The sequence below is a fragment of the Devosia marina genome (assembly GCF_009758415.1).
Taxonomy (GTDB): Bacteria; Pseudomonadota; Alphaproteobacteria; order Rhizobiales; family Devosiaceae; genus Devosia; species Devosia marina.
In genome coordinates, this window is the sequence record NZ_WQRF01000006.1 from 89,844 (window position 1) to 103,670 (window position 13,827).

The window sequence follows — 13,827 nt, forward strand, 5'->3', positions numbered from 1 at the left end:
ACTGAAGTGACCGGCTTCACGCGCCTTTCCAGCCTCGCCGATCTTCCTGAGAATCTGCGTGGCGCCTGTGTGGCGATCGGCAATTTCGACGGCCTGCATCGTGGCCATCAATCCATCGTGGCGGCCTTGCGCGCCCGCGCCGAGGCGGCTGATGTTCCGGCCCTTATGCTGACCTTCGAACCGCACCCGCGAGATGTTTTCGCGCCATCGCCCTTCATGTTCCGCCTGACCCAGGGTGACGCCAAGGCGCGCCTGGCCCAGGCCATGGGGCTCGACGGCATCATCATCCTGCCTTTCGACAAGGCCTTTTCGCAGAACGAGGCGGAAGTGTTTGTCGAAACCATGCTTGTAGAACAGCTCGGTGTCCGCAGCGTGATCGTTGGCGCCGACTTCCATTTCGGCCGCCAGCGCCGCGGCACCCCGGCCTTTCTGCGGGCGGCGGGCGAGCGCCTGGGCTTTGATGTCGAAATTCTGGACCTGATGGACGAGAGCGATGAACCCATTTCGTCCTCGCGCATTCGCGCCGCGCTGTCCGAAGGCGCGGTGACCGCCGCCAATCGGCTTCTGGGTTATCACTGGTTTTTCGAAGGCTGCGTGGTCAAGGGTGACCAGCGGGGCAGGGAGCTGGGCTTTCCCACCGCCAACACCATGACCCCGGCCGGGTTCCAGCTTGCCCAGGGCGTCTATGCCGTCCGGGCGCGCCTTGGCGACCGGCTGCTCGACGGCGTGGCGGCCTATGGCAAGCCCATGTTCGACAATCAATTGCCGCCCTTCGAGACGCATCTGTTCGACTTCGACGAGGATATTTACGGGCAGACCCTGGCCGTCGCCCTGGTCGGGCACATCCGCGGGCAGGAAGTCTTTTCCGGTCTCGACGAATTGATGGCAGCCATGGATCGTGATGCCAGCAAGGCTCGTGACCTGCTCGCCAATGCCACGCCAGTCAGCCCGGTCGATGAAAAGCTGGGCTTCTTCGCCTAGCCATCATACATCAAAAGACGCACCAGCTCGGTCTGCCGGCGCACCCCGGTCTTGTCGAATATGCTGGTCAATTGCGCGCGTGCCGTTGCGTCCGACACTCCGCGCATCTGGGCTGCGGCCTTGCGGTTGCCGGTCTCCAACACCGCCAGCGCCAGCTCGATTTCAGCGCGCGTCAGGCCGAAACGCTGGGTCAGCCCCCGCAGGCGTTGGCGTATCCGGTGTCTGGGGTCGGTGATCATCAGTATGGCGGATGGACGCTGCGGCGCGGCATAGTGCATCTCGGCCAAGAACGGAACGCACTGGACTATCATGTCCCCGTCACTTCCGGACAACTGTGCCCGCCCGCCACCCTGATCCGGCTGTGCGAGGCAGTGGGCGATCAGGCTCACCAGCGTTTGATGGCTCTCCGTTTCGGCGCAGCCAATCTGTCCGTCGCGGAGCAATAAGCGTCCATCAGCCAGCATGGACTGGGCCGTGTCATTGCAATCCAGTACGCGCCCGGACCTATCGAGCAACATGGCGCCCTGACCGGCCAGGTCCAGCGTGCTCAGGGTCATGCGATTGGCCACTTGCAGTTGTGCCAGCCATCTCCACCGCTCCACTGCAGCTTGCAAATCGGGGGCCAAAGCCCGCAATTGCTCGATCTGGGTTCCGGTTATTTCGCTGCTCGTATTGATCACCAGCGTACCATACCACCCTGTGCTGCAGGCCAGATTGAGGGCCAGCGCGTGGATGAACTTCTGCGGCACACAATAGAGATGGTAGAAATCGCTGCGTCTGAAATCGGAAATTTCGGGCAAGTCATCTGCCAGCGTGATCGCTCCCGCGCCCTGGTCTGCCACCGCGCGCATGATGTCATTTTGCTGGTGATAGACATCGAGATACCGGGTCACGTAATCCGGATCCGAATGCGGTGCAAAGAGTTCGTTGGTGCGCCCGCCTTGCCCTCCGCCAAACACACATTCACGGGCGCCCATCAGGTCGGTTAATTTCAGCAAGAACTCTTGCCATGCCGCGTCCGACACAGCCGTTGCCTGCAATTCACCGCGTAGTCGCTCATGTAAATCCACGCGCGCGCCTGATGTTGATCGAGGACCTTGTCGTAGAATAGTTCTTAGCTATAGCACATGATTGTACGCGCCAGTGTAGTATCGTCAACAAATGGTTAAAGCAGGGAGGGGAGCGTTCTTGTTGACGGCGCTACTTACACCGCGATACCCCTTCGACTGACCCTGATTTATACCCTTTCAGCGGTGTCGAGCCACTGCTCCGTGCGGGCGTCGCGCTGTTGTGCATCAGGTCGAGAAAAATCAGTCTTTGCCCCATGCGCCATGCCTTGCTAAAAGGCGCGCGAAATCTTCCAAACCGATTGCCGATCCATGAACGACACCGCACCCAGCGCGACCGAAAAAGACTATTCGGCCACGCTCTTCCTGCCGGAAACTAATTTCCCGATGCGCGCTGGTCTCCCCCAGCGCGAGCCCGAATGGCTCAAGCGCTGGGAAGACATGGACATTTACGCCCTGCAGCGCGAACAGGCCAAGGACCGGCCGCTCTTCACCCTGCATGACGGCCCCCCATACGCCAATGGCAACATCCATATCGGCCATGCGCTGAACAAGACGCTCAAGGACATGATCTCCCGCTCCAAGCAGATGGCGGGGTTCAACTCGGCCTATGTGCCGGGCTGGGATTGTCACGGCCTGCCCATCGAATGGAAGATCGAGGAGCAGTACCGCGCCAAGGGCAAGGACAAGAACGAGGTTCCGGTGGTCGAATTCCGCCAGGAATGCCGCACCTTTGCCGAGCAATGGGTCGATATCCAGCGCGAGGAATTCAAGCGCCTCGGCATCCTGGGGGAATGGGACAACCCCTATCTCACCATGAGCTTTGACGCCGAAGCCCAGATCGCCCGCGAACTGATGAAGGTCTCGATGAGCGGCCAGCTCTATCGCGGCAGTAAGCCCGTGATGTGGTCTGTGGTCGAGCGCACCGCGCTGGCCGAAGCCGAAATCGAATATGCCGACCACGAGAGTGACACCATCTGGGTGAAGTTCCCGGTCACTGCCGGTTCGCATCTTGGCGCCTCCGTCGTGATCTGGACCACCACGCCCTGGACCATCCCGGCCAACCGCGCCATCAGCTTCTCGTCACGTATCGAATACGGTCTCTACGAGGTCACCGAGGCGCCGGCCGAAAACTGGGCCAAGGTCGGCGACAAGCTGATATTGGCCGACAAGCTCGCCGCCGAAGTTTTCGCCAAGGCCAAGGTTACCGGCTACGAAAAGCGCGCAACTGTCACGGCTGAGGAACTCGCTGCGATCACCGCAGCCCATCCCCTGCGCGGCTTCGCTGGCGGTTACACCTTCGACGTTCCCCTGCTCGACGGCGAACACGTCACCGATGATGCCGGTACCGGCTTCGTGCACACCGCGCCCGGCCATGGTCTCGATGACTTTGGCATCTGGATGGAGTCGACCCGCTTGCTCAACGAGCGCGGCATCGATCCGAAGATCCCGTACTGCGTCGACGATGGCGGCTTCTACACCAAGGATGCCCCCGGCTTCGACGGCGCCCGTGTCATCGACGACAATGGCAAGAAGGGCGACGCCAATCAACGCGTCATCACGGCGCTCGCCGAGCACGGCAACATCATCGCCCGCGGCCGCGTAAAACACCAATATCCCCATTCCTGGCGCTCCAAGAAGCCGGTGATCTTCCGCAATACCCCGCAGTGGTTTGTCTATATGGACAAGGACATTGAAGGGGAGGCGGGCGACACCCTGCGCGCCCGCGCCCTCGCCGCCATCGACGCGACGAAATTCTACCCTGCTACCGGTCAGAACCGTCTGCGCGCCATGATCGCCGATCGTCCCGACTGGGTACTGTCGCGCCAGCGCGCCTGGGGCGTGCCGATTACGGTTTTCGTACACAAGCAGAGCGGCGAAATCCTCCGCGACGAAACGGTCAATCACCGCATCGCCCAGTCCTTCGAGGAAGAAGGCGCCGACGCCTGGTACAAGCCCGGGGCTGCCGAACGCTATCTCGGTGCCGACTACAAGGTCGAGGACTACGAGATGGTCCGCGATGTGCTCGACGTCTGGTTCGACTCGGGCTCGACCCACTCATTCGTGCTGCGCAACAAGCAGAAATGGCCGCATCTGAAATTCCCGGCCTCAATGTATCTCGAGGGTTCGGACCAGCACCGCGGCTGGTTCCATTCGTCCCTGCTCGAAAGCTGCGCCACCAATGGCCACGCGCCCTATGACAGCGTCCTCACCCATGGTTTCACCATGGATGGGGAAGGCCGCAAGATGAGCAAATCGCTGGGCAATACCGTTGCCCCGCAGGACATCATCAAGCAGTTCGGCGCCGATATCCTCCGGCTCTGGGTCGCCTCGTCCGACTATTCGGAAGATCTGCGCCTGGGCAAGGAGATCATCCAGACCACGGTCGACAGCTATCGCAAGCTGAGGAACTCCCTGCGCTGGCTGCTCGGCAATCTGGCCCATTTCAGGAAAGACGACGTCGTCGACCCCAAGGACATGCCCGAGCTTGAACGGCTGATGCTGCATCGCCTGGCCCAGCTCGATACCGGCGTCCGCACAGCCTATAACGAATATGACTACCGTAAGGTGGTGACGCTGCTCACCAACTTCATGAATATCGAGCTTTCGGCGTTCTACTTCGATGTTCGCAAGGACACGCTCTATTGCGATCCGATTTCCTCGATCAAGCGCCGCTCGGCGCTGACCGTGCTCGACCACCTGTTCAACGCGCTCACCGCCTGGCTTGCGCCGATCCTGGTCTTCACCATGGAAGAATGCTGGCTCGAGCGGCACCCGGAGGAGGGCGCCTCGGTCCACCTGCGTCAGTTCCCTGACATTCCGCAGTCCTGGCTGGACAATGAGTTGGCGACAAAATGGCAGCTCATCCGTGCTGTCCGCCGCGTCGTCACCGGCGCGCTCGAGATCGAACGGCGCGAAAAGCGCATCGGCTCCTCGCTCGAAGCCGCACCAAAGGTGTTCATCGCCGACGCCCGCTATGTGGTTGCGCTCGAAGGCCAGGATCTGGCCGAAATCGCCATCACCTCGGCCGTCGAAATCAAGCAGAACGAAGGCCCCGGCGAGGCCTTCCGCCTCGATGACGTGTCGGGCGTCTCCGTGATGCCGGCCCTGGCCGAGGGCAAGCGCTGCGCCCGCTCCTGGAAGGTGCTGCCCGAAGTCGGCACCGACCCGGACTATCCTGATGTCTCGCCGCGCGACGCCCAGGCGCTGCGCGAACGCGCTGCCGCGGGCTTTTGACCTTTGGCCACCTTGCGCCGCTTTGACATTTCGGTGATCGCCTCCCTCATGGTGGCGGTCATCGCCTTTGGGCTGGATCGCGCGCAAAAGGCCTACCACATCGCCGCCGAATGCTACGCCATTGGTCAGGCCGCCTGCGTCAGCGTCCCCTATTTCTTCGAGCCGATCACGATGACCGGCTGGCGCGGCGGTGAATTGCTCAGCGTCACGCCGTTCTTCGACTATGTTCTGGTCTGGAATACTGGCATTTCCTATGGCCTGCTCGATGGTCTGCCGGTCTGGGCGCTGGGCGCGATCATGCTCGTTGCCATCGTGGCGCTCTCGGTCTGGTGGTGGCGCAGCACCGAATTCCTGGTGCGGCTTGGCTTGGCCCTTTGCGTGGGCGGGGCCCTCTCCAACGCGCTCGATCGGCTCCTCTATGGGGCTGTGGCCGATTTCTTCCACTTTCATTGGGGAAGTTGGTCATTTTACATTTTCAACCTGGCAGACGTGGCCATCACGCTGGGCGTCATACTGCTCGTTGTCGATCTGCTGGGCCTGTTCCGCCGCCGCCCGGCTAAATCGGGCTGAGCGGCAAATTCATCATCGTGCTGCCAGAATCTGGTCTTACGGCAGGGAATGCGCTATAGAGGCCGCCGATATCGTAAGGGAATTTGCATGCGGATCGCATTGACCGGGCAGGGTGCTGCCATTTCTGCCGCCACACGCGCGGGCCTCGCCGCTTTAGCGCTGCTGGCCAGCCTTGCGCTTGCGGCCTGCACGACGGTGGAAGGCACCAATGCCCTGACCGATTTCGGCACGTTCGAACGTGAAGTGATGAACACGACTGCCCGCGGCGTCGGCCTGATCCCGGGCGACCCGCCAAAGGAAGATCTGACCGCCGCGCGTGCCCCGTTGGTGCTGCCCAAATCCGACGCCAATCTGCCAGCGCCCCGCACCCAGGTCGCCGCGGCGCAATTGCCCGCCGACAGCGACACGGTGCAGATCGACACCACCAATCTCAGCGAGGCCGATATCCGCCTGCTGCGTGACGCCCGCGTTGTCGATATGCGCACTCTGGGTGGCCGCCCGCTGACCGAGGTTGAAGCGCGCCAGCTCACAGCGCGCATGCAGGCCGCCAACATGGCGGTCACGGCCAATAATGAGCGTCCGCTCTACCTGCCGCCGGCCGAATACTTCACCCGCGTTGGCGATTCGCAACTGGTCTGCCGCACCGCCTCGGGCGAACTGGTCTCCCTGCGGGATGACCGCTGCCCCGCCGACGTGCGCCGGGCACTGCAGTCTCGAGGCCCAAATTCCACAGGCCTCGCCTCGCAGGATGCCAAATTTACCGATAGGGACAAGCTCTAGTAATCTTGTCGTTGCCTGAAGTTTAGCGGCCGGAGTGCTCTGGCCGCATTGTTCATTTCTTGCGCCGCCCGCCACTGCGATCCCGCTCGTGGCATCATGGGTCCCGCATGTCAGAAAGTGCTCCAATGAGCGACACCCCAAAACAGCCCGAATCCGCCGACCGTCTGGCAAAAGTCATTGCCCGAGCCGGTCTCTGCTCCCGCCGCGATGCCGAGGGCTGGATTGCCGACGGGCGCGTAGCCGTCAATGGCAAGACCGTGCTCACCCCGGCCTTTAATGTCACCAGCCGTGACAAGATCGAGGTCGATGGCCTGCCGCTCGCCGCGCGCCAGGGTACCCGCGTCTGGCTCTACAACAAGCCGGCTGGTCTGGTGGTGACTGAAAAGGACCCCGAAGGCCGCCCGACCATCTTCGAGGAACTCGACCGCATGGGGCTCCCCCGTGTGCTGACCGTGGGCCGCCTCGATATCAACACCGAAGGCCTGCTGCTGCTCACCAATGATGGCGGGCTCAAGCGCGTACTCGAGCTCCCCTCCACCGGCTGGCTGCGCCGCTACCGCGTGCGTGCCTTCGGTTCGGTCACCCAGACCCAGCTCGACAGCCTCAAGCACGGCATCACTGTTGATGGCGTGCAATACGGCCCGATCACGGCCACGCTGGAGCGCGAACAGGGTTCCAATGTCTGGATGGTGCTAGGCCTGCGCGAAGGCAAGAACCGCGAAGTCAAGAACGTGCTGGGCTCACTCGGCCTCGAAGTGAACCGGCTGATCCGTATTTCCTATGGACCATTTCAGCTTGGCGATCTGGCCGAAGGGGGCGTTGAGATGGTCAAGGCGCGCATGCTGCGCGATCAGCTCGGCAAGAAGCTGGCCGAATCTGCCGGTGTCGATTTCGAAAGCGAGATGCCCGATATGGCCCCGGTCCGCGATGAACGCCCGGTGCGTTCCCCGCGTGACAGGCAGCCGCTGCGTCCACGCCCCCCTATGGGTCGGGACGGCGCGCGGGATCGCGACGAGGGTCGCCCGATGCGGCCGCGCCGCATCCATTTCGAGGATGATGGGCGCGCCCCTGAGGCCTTCGAGCCCAAGGGCGACGGTCGCTCGCGTCGGGATCGCGATGAACAGCCCGCCCGCAGCTTCGGCAAATCCGCCGGCCGTCCCGAGCGGTCCGATCGCCCCGAGGGCCGCAAGTCCTTTGGCGACCGGCCACCCCGCCGCGATAGCGACAAGCCGGCGCGCGGAGGCTTTGCGGACCGCCCCAAACGCGACTTTGGTGACCGGCCCGCACGTGGTCCGCGAACAGACCGTGGCTTCGAGGATCGGCCAAAGCGCAGTTTTGGCGACAAGCCGGCACGGGGCGGTTTCTCCGATCGTCCCAAGAAGGACTTTGGTGACCGCCCGAAACGCGATTTTGGTGACAAGCCTGTCCGTCCGCAGGGCGAGCGTCCTGCCCGTGGGCCGCGTCCCGAGCGGAATTTCGATGATCGCCCCAAGCGTGATTATGGCGATCGTCCGCAGCGGCCTTACGGTGACAAGCCGGCCCGTGGTCCCCGTACCGAACGCCCCCAGAGTGATCGTCCGGCCCGAAGCGAGCGACCCTATGGTGACCGCCCGCAGCGCGCCGACGCCCGCCCAGGCGGCAAATCCTTCGGTGACCGCAAACCTTTCGCCGGCAAGCCTGGCGGCGGGGCAAAGCCCTATGCCGGCAAGCCTGGCGCGCGTCCTGCGGGCGGTCGTCCCGGTACCAGACCCTTTGCAGGCAAACCCGGTGGCCCGCGGCCTACTGGCGGACGTCCCACAGGCGGGCGCCCCTCTAGTGGCCCGCGCAAGCCGAGGGGCTGATCGCGCATGCGCATCGTCGCCGGCAAATTTCGCGGCAAGCAATTGTCATCCCCCACGGATGACAGCATCCGCCCCACCTCGGACCGGGCGCGCGAGTCGATGTTCAATATTCTCGGGTCCCGGCTTGGGCCGGTGCTTGAGGGCAAGCGGGTGCTTGATCTGTTCGCCGGCACGGGTGCCCTGGGGCTCGAGGCGCTCTCCCGCGGTGCGGCCCATGTCACATTTGTCGACACCGGGGCAGAGGCGCGCGGCCTCATTCGCGATCACATCCAGGCCTTTGGCGCCGCCGGCATCACCAAGCTGCTGCGCCGCGATGCCACCGCGCTCGGCACGCCGGGCACCTTTGGTCAGTTCGACCTGATCTTTCTCGATCCACCCTATGGGCAGGGACTGGGCGAAAAGGCCCTCGCCGAGCTCGCCGCCAATGGCTGGATCGCGCCCGGTGCCACCATTGTCTGGGAAGAGGCCGCCAATGCCGAGGTCACCATTCCCGTTGGCTTCGAGCTCGACGACACCCGTGAATATGGCGCGGCCGCCGTGCGGTTTCTGACATTCGGCTAACGGCTGCAATGCGGCCATGAAGAGAAAAGCGGCAGCCCGTGCGTCATGCCGCCTTGAGGCACTCCGCGCATTTGCCGCGAATTTCCATGGTTGTCCGTTCGACCTTGAAGCCGGTCGTACCTGCCCATGTGCCCAGCCGCTCCTCGATCACCGCATCGGCGAATTCATCAACCTTGCCGCAACCCTCGCAAATGGCAAAGGCGATCAGCCCCTTGCGATGGCAGTGCTCGTCTGCGCAGGCAACGAAGGCATTGAGTGATTCCAGCCGATGCGCGAGGCCGCGTTCCACCAGCTTGTCCAGCGCCCGATAGACCTGCAATGGCGCGCGCAGACCTTCACTGCGCAGCAGGTCGAGAATGTCATAGGCCGAAAGCGGAGCCGGGGCGTGGTTGAGCGTGCCCAGCACCAGTTCCTGGTTCCGGGTCAGGTCCGTGGGCATGACATGGTCATGTGCCATAGTGATCCCTCCTGCCAAACAGCCGCGCTGTGGGCACCACCAGCGACAGTAAAAACAGCGCCAGCGCCATCACCACGATGGATGGTCCAGAAGCGGTATCCCAGGTCCGCGACCCGAACAAGCCGCCGACCACCGAAAGCCCGCCCAGCACCGCCGCGATCGCGGCCATCATTTCCGGCGTGGCACTCAGCCGGCGTGCTGTGGCGGCTGGAATGATCAGGAGGGAGGTGATCAGCAGAACCCCCACCAGCTTCATGGCAATGGCGATCACACTTGCCATCAGCAGCATCAGGATGATGCGGCTGACTTCCGGGCGCAATCCTTCTGCCTCGGCCAGTTCCGGACTGACCGTTGCGGCCAGCAGCGGTCGCCAGTTCAGCATCAGGATGGCGAGAATGGCGATGCCCCCGCCATAGATGATCGCAATATCCTCCACCGAGACGGCCAGGATATCGCCGAACAGAAAGCCCATCAGGTCGATCCGCACCTGGGTCAGAAAGCCGACAATCACCAGCCCGACAGCCAGGCTCGAATGGCTGAGAATCCCCAGAAGGGCATCGGTCGACAGCGTGTTCTGCTTCTGCAGCAGCAACAGTGCTCCCGCCACCAGCGCCGCAACGGCAAAGACGCCCAGCGTCACATTGACCGAAAGCAGGATCGACAGGGCGACGCCCAGCAGCGCCGAATGCGCCATGGTATCGCCGAAATAGGCCATGCGGCGCCAGACAACGAAACAGCCCAGCGGACCGGTCACGGCGGCCAGACCCACTCCGGCAATCAGGGCGCGGGAAAAGAAATCACCGAACATGGCCGGGCTCTCCATGCTCGTGCTGATGGCCGTGGGAATGCTCATGCTCTCCATGCACACCGACCACGCACCCATCCTCGTGGTGCTCATGGTCGTGATGATGCTCATAGATCGCCAGGGCCGAACCCGCCCGGTCGCCGAACAGCCGCAGATATTCCGGGCTGGTCTTGACTGCATTTGGTGTGCCCCGGCAGCAGACATGGCCATTGAGGCAGATGACAGTATCCGTTTCGGCCATCACCACATGCAGGTCATGCGAGATCATCAATATGCCCGCTTGCGTCTTGTCGCGGATCTGCCGGATCAATTGGTAGAGGGCCACTTCACCGGAGAAGTCGACCCCTTGCACCGGCTCGTCCAGCACCAGAAGGTCAGGCTTGCGGATCATGGCTCGGGCAAACAGCACGCGCTGAAACTCACCCCCTGAAAGTTCCTGCACGGCCGCTTTGCGCAGGCGTGCTGCCCCGACCGCCTCGAGGGCTTCTTCAATCTCGCCGGGTGAGAACCGTCCCGTCAATGTCATCAACCGCTCAACGGTCAGTGGCAGCGTCCAGTCAATGGCCAGCTTCTGCGGCACATAGCCGATTGTCAGGCCCGGTTTGCGGGTCACGGTGCCCACGCCCGGACGCAAGACGCCGGTCACCATCTTGGCCGTTGTCGATTTGCCCGATCCGTTCGGCCCGATCAGGGTGACGATCTCGCCGCGTGAAATCGTCAGGTCCACGCCTTCCACCAATACCCGCCCGCCGCTGCGCACGCCGGCGCCGGCAAGGGTGATCAGGGTTTCTCTCTGCCGATGGTCATGCATGAAATTCAGGTTTCCTTCGCTCCTCCCACTGCTTCGGGGGAGGTCGGTGGCGGTTGGTGGCCCCTTCGCCTACGCGACCAAAAAAGCCCAACAACCCGTCTTGACGCCAATCAATACGTTATAGCATAACGCTGCTGCAAGCGTAATAACATAACATATCGTTCTCGACCCTTCCGTTGCCAAGAGGCCAGACCATGACAAGATTCACCCTCCCTCTCGCCGCCTTCGCAACCCTGCTACTGACCGGCACGGCATTCGCTGCCCCCGCTGTCGTGGCGTCAACCAAGCCCGTTCACTCGCTCGTTTCCGCCGTCATGGGTGATGTTGGAGCGCCTGCCCTCATCGTCAAAGGCGCCGCCTCCCCGCACACCTATTCGCTCCGTCCATCCGATGCGGCAGCTCTTGAGGCAGCCGACATCGTCTTCTGGACTGGGCATGGCATGGAGCTTTTCCTGGCCGAAGCACTCGAGACCTTGTCCACCAATGCCCATGTGGTCGAGCTGGCCGAAGCCCCCGGCATCGCATTGCTGCCTATCCGCGAAGGTGGGGCCTTTGAGGCGCATATGCATGAGGGAGAAGACCCGCACGACGGGGACCATGAGGACGACGGTCACGATGATGCCGATGAACATGGCCATGGTGAGCACGAGGGTGACGATCACGAGGGGCACGATCATGCCGAAGGGAACGGCGACATGCATTTCTGGCTCGACCCCGAAAACGCCAGGCTGATGGTCGCCCATATCGCTCAGACGCTCTCCGCCGCCGATCCCGACAATGCCGCCGCTTACGCCGCCAATGCCGAGGCCGAAGCGGCCCGGTTGGACGCCCTCTCCGCCGAACTGACGGCCACCCTGGCGCCGGTCGCCGATAAGCCCTTCATCGTCTTTCACGATGCCTACCAGTATTTCGAGAACCGCTTTGGCCTGATGGTCGCCGGCACGGTCACCGTCTCGCCCGAAGCCATGCCTGGCGCCGCGCGCATCGACGAATTGCGGTCCAGGGTGGACGAGCTGGGCGCCACCTGCGTCTTTGCCGAACCCAATTTCGAGCCGGCCATCGTCCGCACCATCGTTGAAGGCACAACTGCCCAGGCGGGTACGCTGGATCCCGAGGGCAGTGCCCTGACCGAGGGGGCCGACCTCTATCACGCGCTCTTGCGCAGCCTCGCCGATGGGCTGGTCGAGTGCCTGGGGTAAAGGTCGCGGGCTGACCGAAAATCCTCGCCACGATCAATGTCTCCCCGGCGCAGACCGGGGCCTATCCTGAGCGTGTCAGGAGGGTGGGCCTGCGCTATGTCCACATCCGAACATGGCGACACCTGGCGTCTTGAGGCCAAGTACACCTTGTCACCGCCTGAGCGGTCACGCGTCAGACCTGCCCCCACAGCCCGCCACCCAAAAGCTCTCCATTTCCCAAACACATTCCTCCCACGACCTAATCCCGTCCATTCGCGCCTCCTACGATGTAATGTGCTAACATACCGGAGTTTGATATGCACAAGACCTTCTCCCTGGCGCTGCTCGCCGCCACGGTGCTCAGCGTCCCCGCCTTTGCTGATGAAACCAGCGCCTGGCGCCTGTTCATCGGCGATCATACTGCGCCACAGGTGACGGCGCTGGACCTCGATACCGGCGAAGCCATTGCCACCTTTCCGATGGCCAGCTCGGCCAGTCTCTACACCACAGATGGCGCTGTCTTGGCCGTGCAAGGCGCCGGCAATCAGGTCTCGGCCATAGACGCAGGGATTGCCGTGGACGATCACGGTGACCACGGCGATATCGAGATCACCGCGCCGTCCCTGGTCGAGGCTGTGCTCACCGGCGAGAAACCCGCCCATTTCGTCGAGCACGACGGCAAGGTCGCCGTATTCTTCGACGGCTCGGGCCTGGTTAATCTGTTCAGTGCACATGACTGGGCACATGGCGGCGAGCTCGTAACGTCCGAACTGGACAGCGGCACCGCTCATCACGGCGTGGCCATCCCCTGGGGCGATTACACGCTCGTCTCGACCGCCGATGCCGATAACGAGAAAAAGCCACGTCTCGGCCTCGACGTGCTCGACGCGAATGGCGATCAGGTGGGTGAAACCTATCCGTGCCCGGATCTGCATGGCGAGGCGGGTTCGGGCAATCTCGTCGCGGTCGGCTGCGGCGATGGTCTGCTGATCGTCTCCGGCTCAGATGCGCCCACAATCGAAAAGCTCGACTATGCGGGCCTTCCCCAGGGTAAGGTGACCACGCTGATTGGCGGGCAGGGGCTGCAATACTTCCTGGGCAATTACGGCGCCGACAAGCTGGTCATCATCGATCCCGCCGAAGCCGAGCCCTATCGGCTGATCGACCTCCCCACCCGCCGGGTGCATTTCGTCACCGATCCGGTACGGCCCAAATTCGCTTACATCTTCACCGAGGATGGCCAGCTTCGTCAGCTCGACGTGCTCAAGGGCGAGATCACCAGGTCCGTGAACATCACCGAGCCCTATTCCATGGATGGCGAATGGAGTCTGCCGCGCCCCCGCCTGGTTGTCGCCGGCGACGTCATTGCCGTCACCGACCCGCTGGCCGGCAAGGTGCATCTGGTCGATGCCGGAAGCTTCGAAATCACCCGCGAGCTCAGCGTTGAAGGCCTGCCCTATACCATCGTCGCCGTCGGTGGTTCAGGGACCGAGCACTAAAACCAGCTTGGATCGAGCCTGCTCCGGTGCGCCGGAGCAG

General features: G+C 63.0%; 12 protein-coding genes. 8 read left to right on the plus strand and 4 right to left on the minus strand.

The features are described from left to right. Positions 1 to 6: 6 nt before the first annotated feature. The gene (locus GO014_RS15635) at positions 7 to 981 is read left to right on the plus strand and encodes a bifunctional riboflavin kinase/FAD synthetase (RefSeq protein ID WP_210252468.1); all 975 of its coding nucleotides are present in this window, start codon (positions 7 to 9) and stop codon (positions 979 to 981) included. On the opposite strand, the gene GO014_RS15640 is transcribed toward GO014_RS15635, so the two are convergent. Further along, entirely contained in the window at positions 978 to 1,979 is a 1,002-nt protein-coding gene (locus tag GO014_RS15640) for a helix-turn-helix transcriptional regulator (protein WP_157291225.1), read from the minus strand. The two genes, GO014_RS15635 and GO014_RS15640, sit on opposite strands and share 4 nt — an antisense overlap. A gap of 381 nt (positions 1,980 to 2,360) precedes the next feature. Here GO014_RS15640 and ileS point away from each other — a divergent pair, with 381 nt between their 5' ends. The 5 genes from ileS (at position 2,361) to rsmD (ending at position 9,037) form a co-directional block, all read left to right on the plus strand. Beyond that, on the plus strand, positions 2,361 to 5,285 hold the full coding sequence (ileS, locus tag GO014_RS15645) for an isoleucine--tRNA ligase (RefSeq protein WP_157291226.1): 2,925 nt from the start codon (positions 2,361 to 2,363) through the stop codon (positions 5,283 to 5,285). A 33-nt stretch (positions 5,286 to 5,318) separates the two neighbouring features. Next, positions 5,319 to 5,855: a signal peptidase II gene (gene lspA / locus GO014_RS15650; protein WP_343030988.1), complete on the plus strand. Its 537-nt coding sequence runs from the start codon at positions 5,319 to 5,321 to the stop codon at positions 5,853 to 5,855. 87 nt (positions 5,856 to 5,942) lie between these two features. Further along, positions 5,943 to 6,635, plus strand: a complete 693-nt coding sequence (locus GO014_RS15655) for a hypothetical protein (RefSeq protein ID WP_157291227.1) — start codon at positions 5,943 to 5,945, stop codon at positions 6,633 to 6,635. A gap of 125 nt (positions 6,636 to 6,760) precedes the next feature. Continuing rightward, the gene (locus GO014_RS15660; protein ID WP_179952992.1) at positions 6,761 to 8,476 is read left to right on the plus strand and encodes a pseudouridine synthase; all 1,716 of its coding nucleotides are present in this window, start codon (positions 6,761 to 6,763) and stop codon (positions 8,474 to 8,476) included. A gap of 6 nt (positions 8,477 to 8,482) precedes the next feature. Beyond that, the gene (gene rsmD, locus GO014_RS15665; RefSeq protein WP_157291229.1) at positions 8,483 to 9,037 is read left to right on the plus strand and encodes a 16S rRNA (guanine(966)-N(2))-methyltransferase RsmD; all 555 of its coding nucleotides are present in this window, start codon (positions 8,483 to 8,485) and stop codon (positions 9,035 to 9,037) included. Positions 9,038 to 9,080: 43 nt separating this feature from the next. On the opposite strand, the gene GO014_RS15670 is transcribed toward rsmD, so the two are convergent. The 3 genes from GO014_RS15670 to GO014_RS15680 are packed head-to-tail and all read right to left on the minus strand — an operon-like array spanning position 9,081 to position 11,110. After that, complete coding sequence (locus tag GO014_RS15670; RefSeq protein WP_425482090.1) at positions 9,081 to 9,500, minus strand: Fur family transcriptional regulator; 420 nt, start codon at positions 9,498 to 9,500, stop codon at positions 9,081 to 9,083. After that, the gene (locus GO014_RS15675) at positions 9,484 to 10,302 is read right to left on the minus strand and encodes a metal ABC transporter permease (RefSeq protein WP_157291263.1); all 819 of its coding nucleotides are present in this window, start codon (positions 10,300 to 10,302) and stop codon (positions 9,484 to 9,486) included. The genes GO014_RS15670 and GO014_RS15675 overlap by 17 nt, the downstream gene beginning before the upstream one ends. Further along, positions 10,292 to 11,110 carry an ATP-binding cassette domain-containing protein gene (locus tag GO014_RS15680; RefSeq protein WP_157291230.1) on the minus strand — a complete coding sequence of 273 codons (819 nt, stop codon included), beginning with the start codon at positions 11,108 to 11,110 and terminating at the stop codon, positions 10,292 to 10,294. The genes GO014_RS15675 and GO014_RS15680 overlap by 11 nt, the downstream gene beginning before the upstream one ends. Positions 11,111 to 11,304: 194 nt before the next feature. Between GO014_RS15680 and GO014_RS15685 the strand changes: the two genes are divergently transcribed. After that, positions 11,305 to 12,309 (plus strand): zinc ABC transporter substrate-binding protein, encoded by a 1,005-nt coding sequence (locus GO014_RS15685; protein ID WP_157291231.1) that lies wholly within the window; start codon positions 11,305 to 11,307, stop codon positions 12,307 to 12,309. Between the two features lie 296 nt (positions 12,310 to 12,605). Then, positions 12,606 to 13,787, plus strand: a complete 1,182-nt coding sequence (aztD, locus tag GO014_RS15690; protein WP_157291232.1) for a zinc metallochaperone AztD — start codon at positions 12,606 to 12,608, stop codon at positions 13,785 to 13,787. Positions 13,788 to 13,827 lie beyond the last annotated feature (40 nt).

Excerpts from the sequence above, each read along its gene's own strand:
- ileS (WP_157291226.1), top strand. The coding sequence starts at position 2,361 with ATGAACGACACCGCACCCAGCGCGACCGAAAAAGACTATTCGGCCACG.
- GO014_RS15680 (WP_157291230.1), bottom strand. The coding sequence starts at position 11,110 with ATGCATGACCATCGGCAGAGAGAAACCCTGATCACCCTTGCCGGCGCC.
- GO014_RS15655 (WP_157291227.1), top strand. The coding sequence starts at position 5,943 with ATGCGGATCGCATTGACCGGGCAGGGTGCTGCCATTTCTGCCGCCACA.
- rsmD (WP_157291229.1), top strand. The coding sequence starts at position 8,483 with ATGCGCATCGTCGCCGGCAAATTTCGCGGCAAGCAATTGTCATCCCCC.
- GO014_RS15675 (WP_157291263.1), bottom strand. The coding sequence starts at position 10,302 with ATGTTCGGTGATTTCTTTTCCCGCGCCCTGATTGCCGGAGTGGGTCTG.
- aztD (WP_157291232.1), top strand. The coding sequence starts at position 12,606 with ATGCACAAGACCTTCTCCCTGGCGCTGCTCGCCGCCACGGTGCTCAGC.
- GO014_RS15660 (WP_179952992.1), top strand. The coding sequence starts at position 6,761 with ATGAGCGACACCCCAAAACAGCCCGAATCCGCCGACCGTCTGGCAAAA.
- GO014_RS15685 (WP_157291231.1), top strand. The coding sequence starts at position 11,305 with ATGACAAGATTCACCCTCCCTCTCGCCGCCTTCGCAACCCTGCTACTG.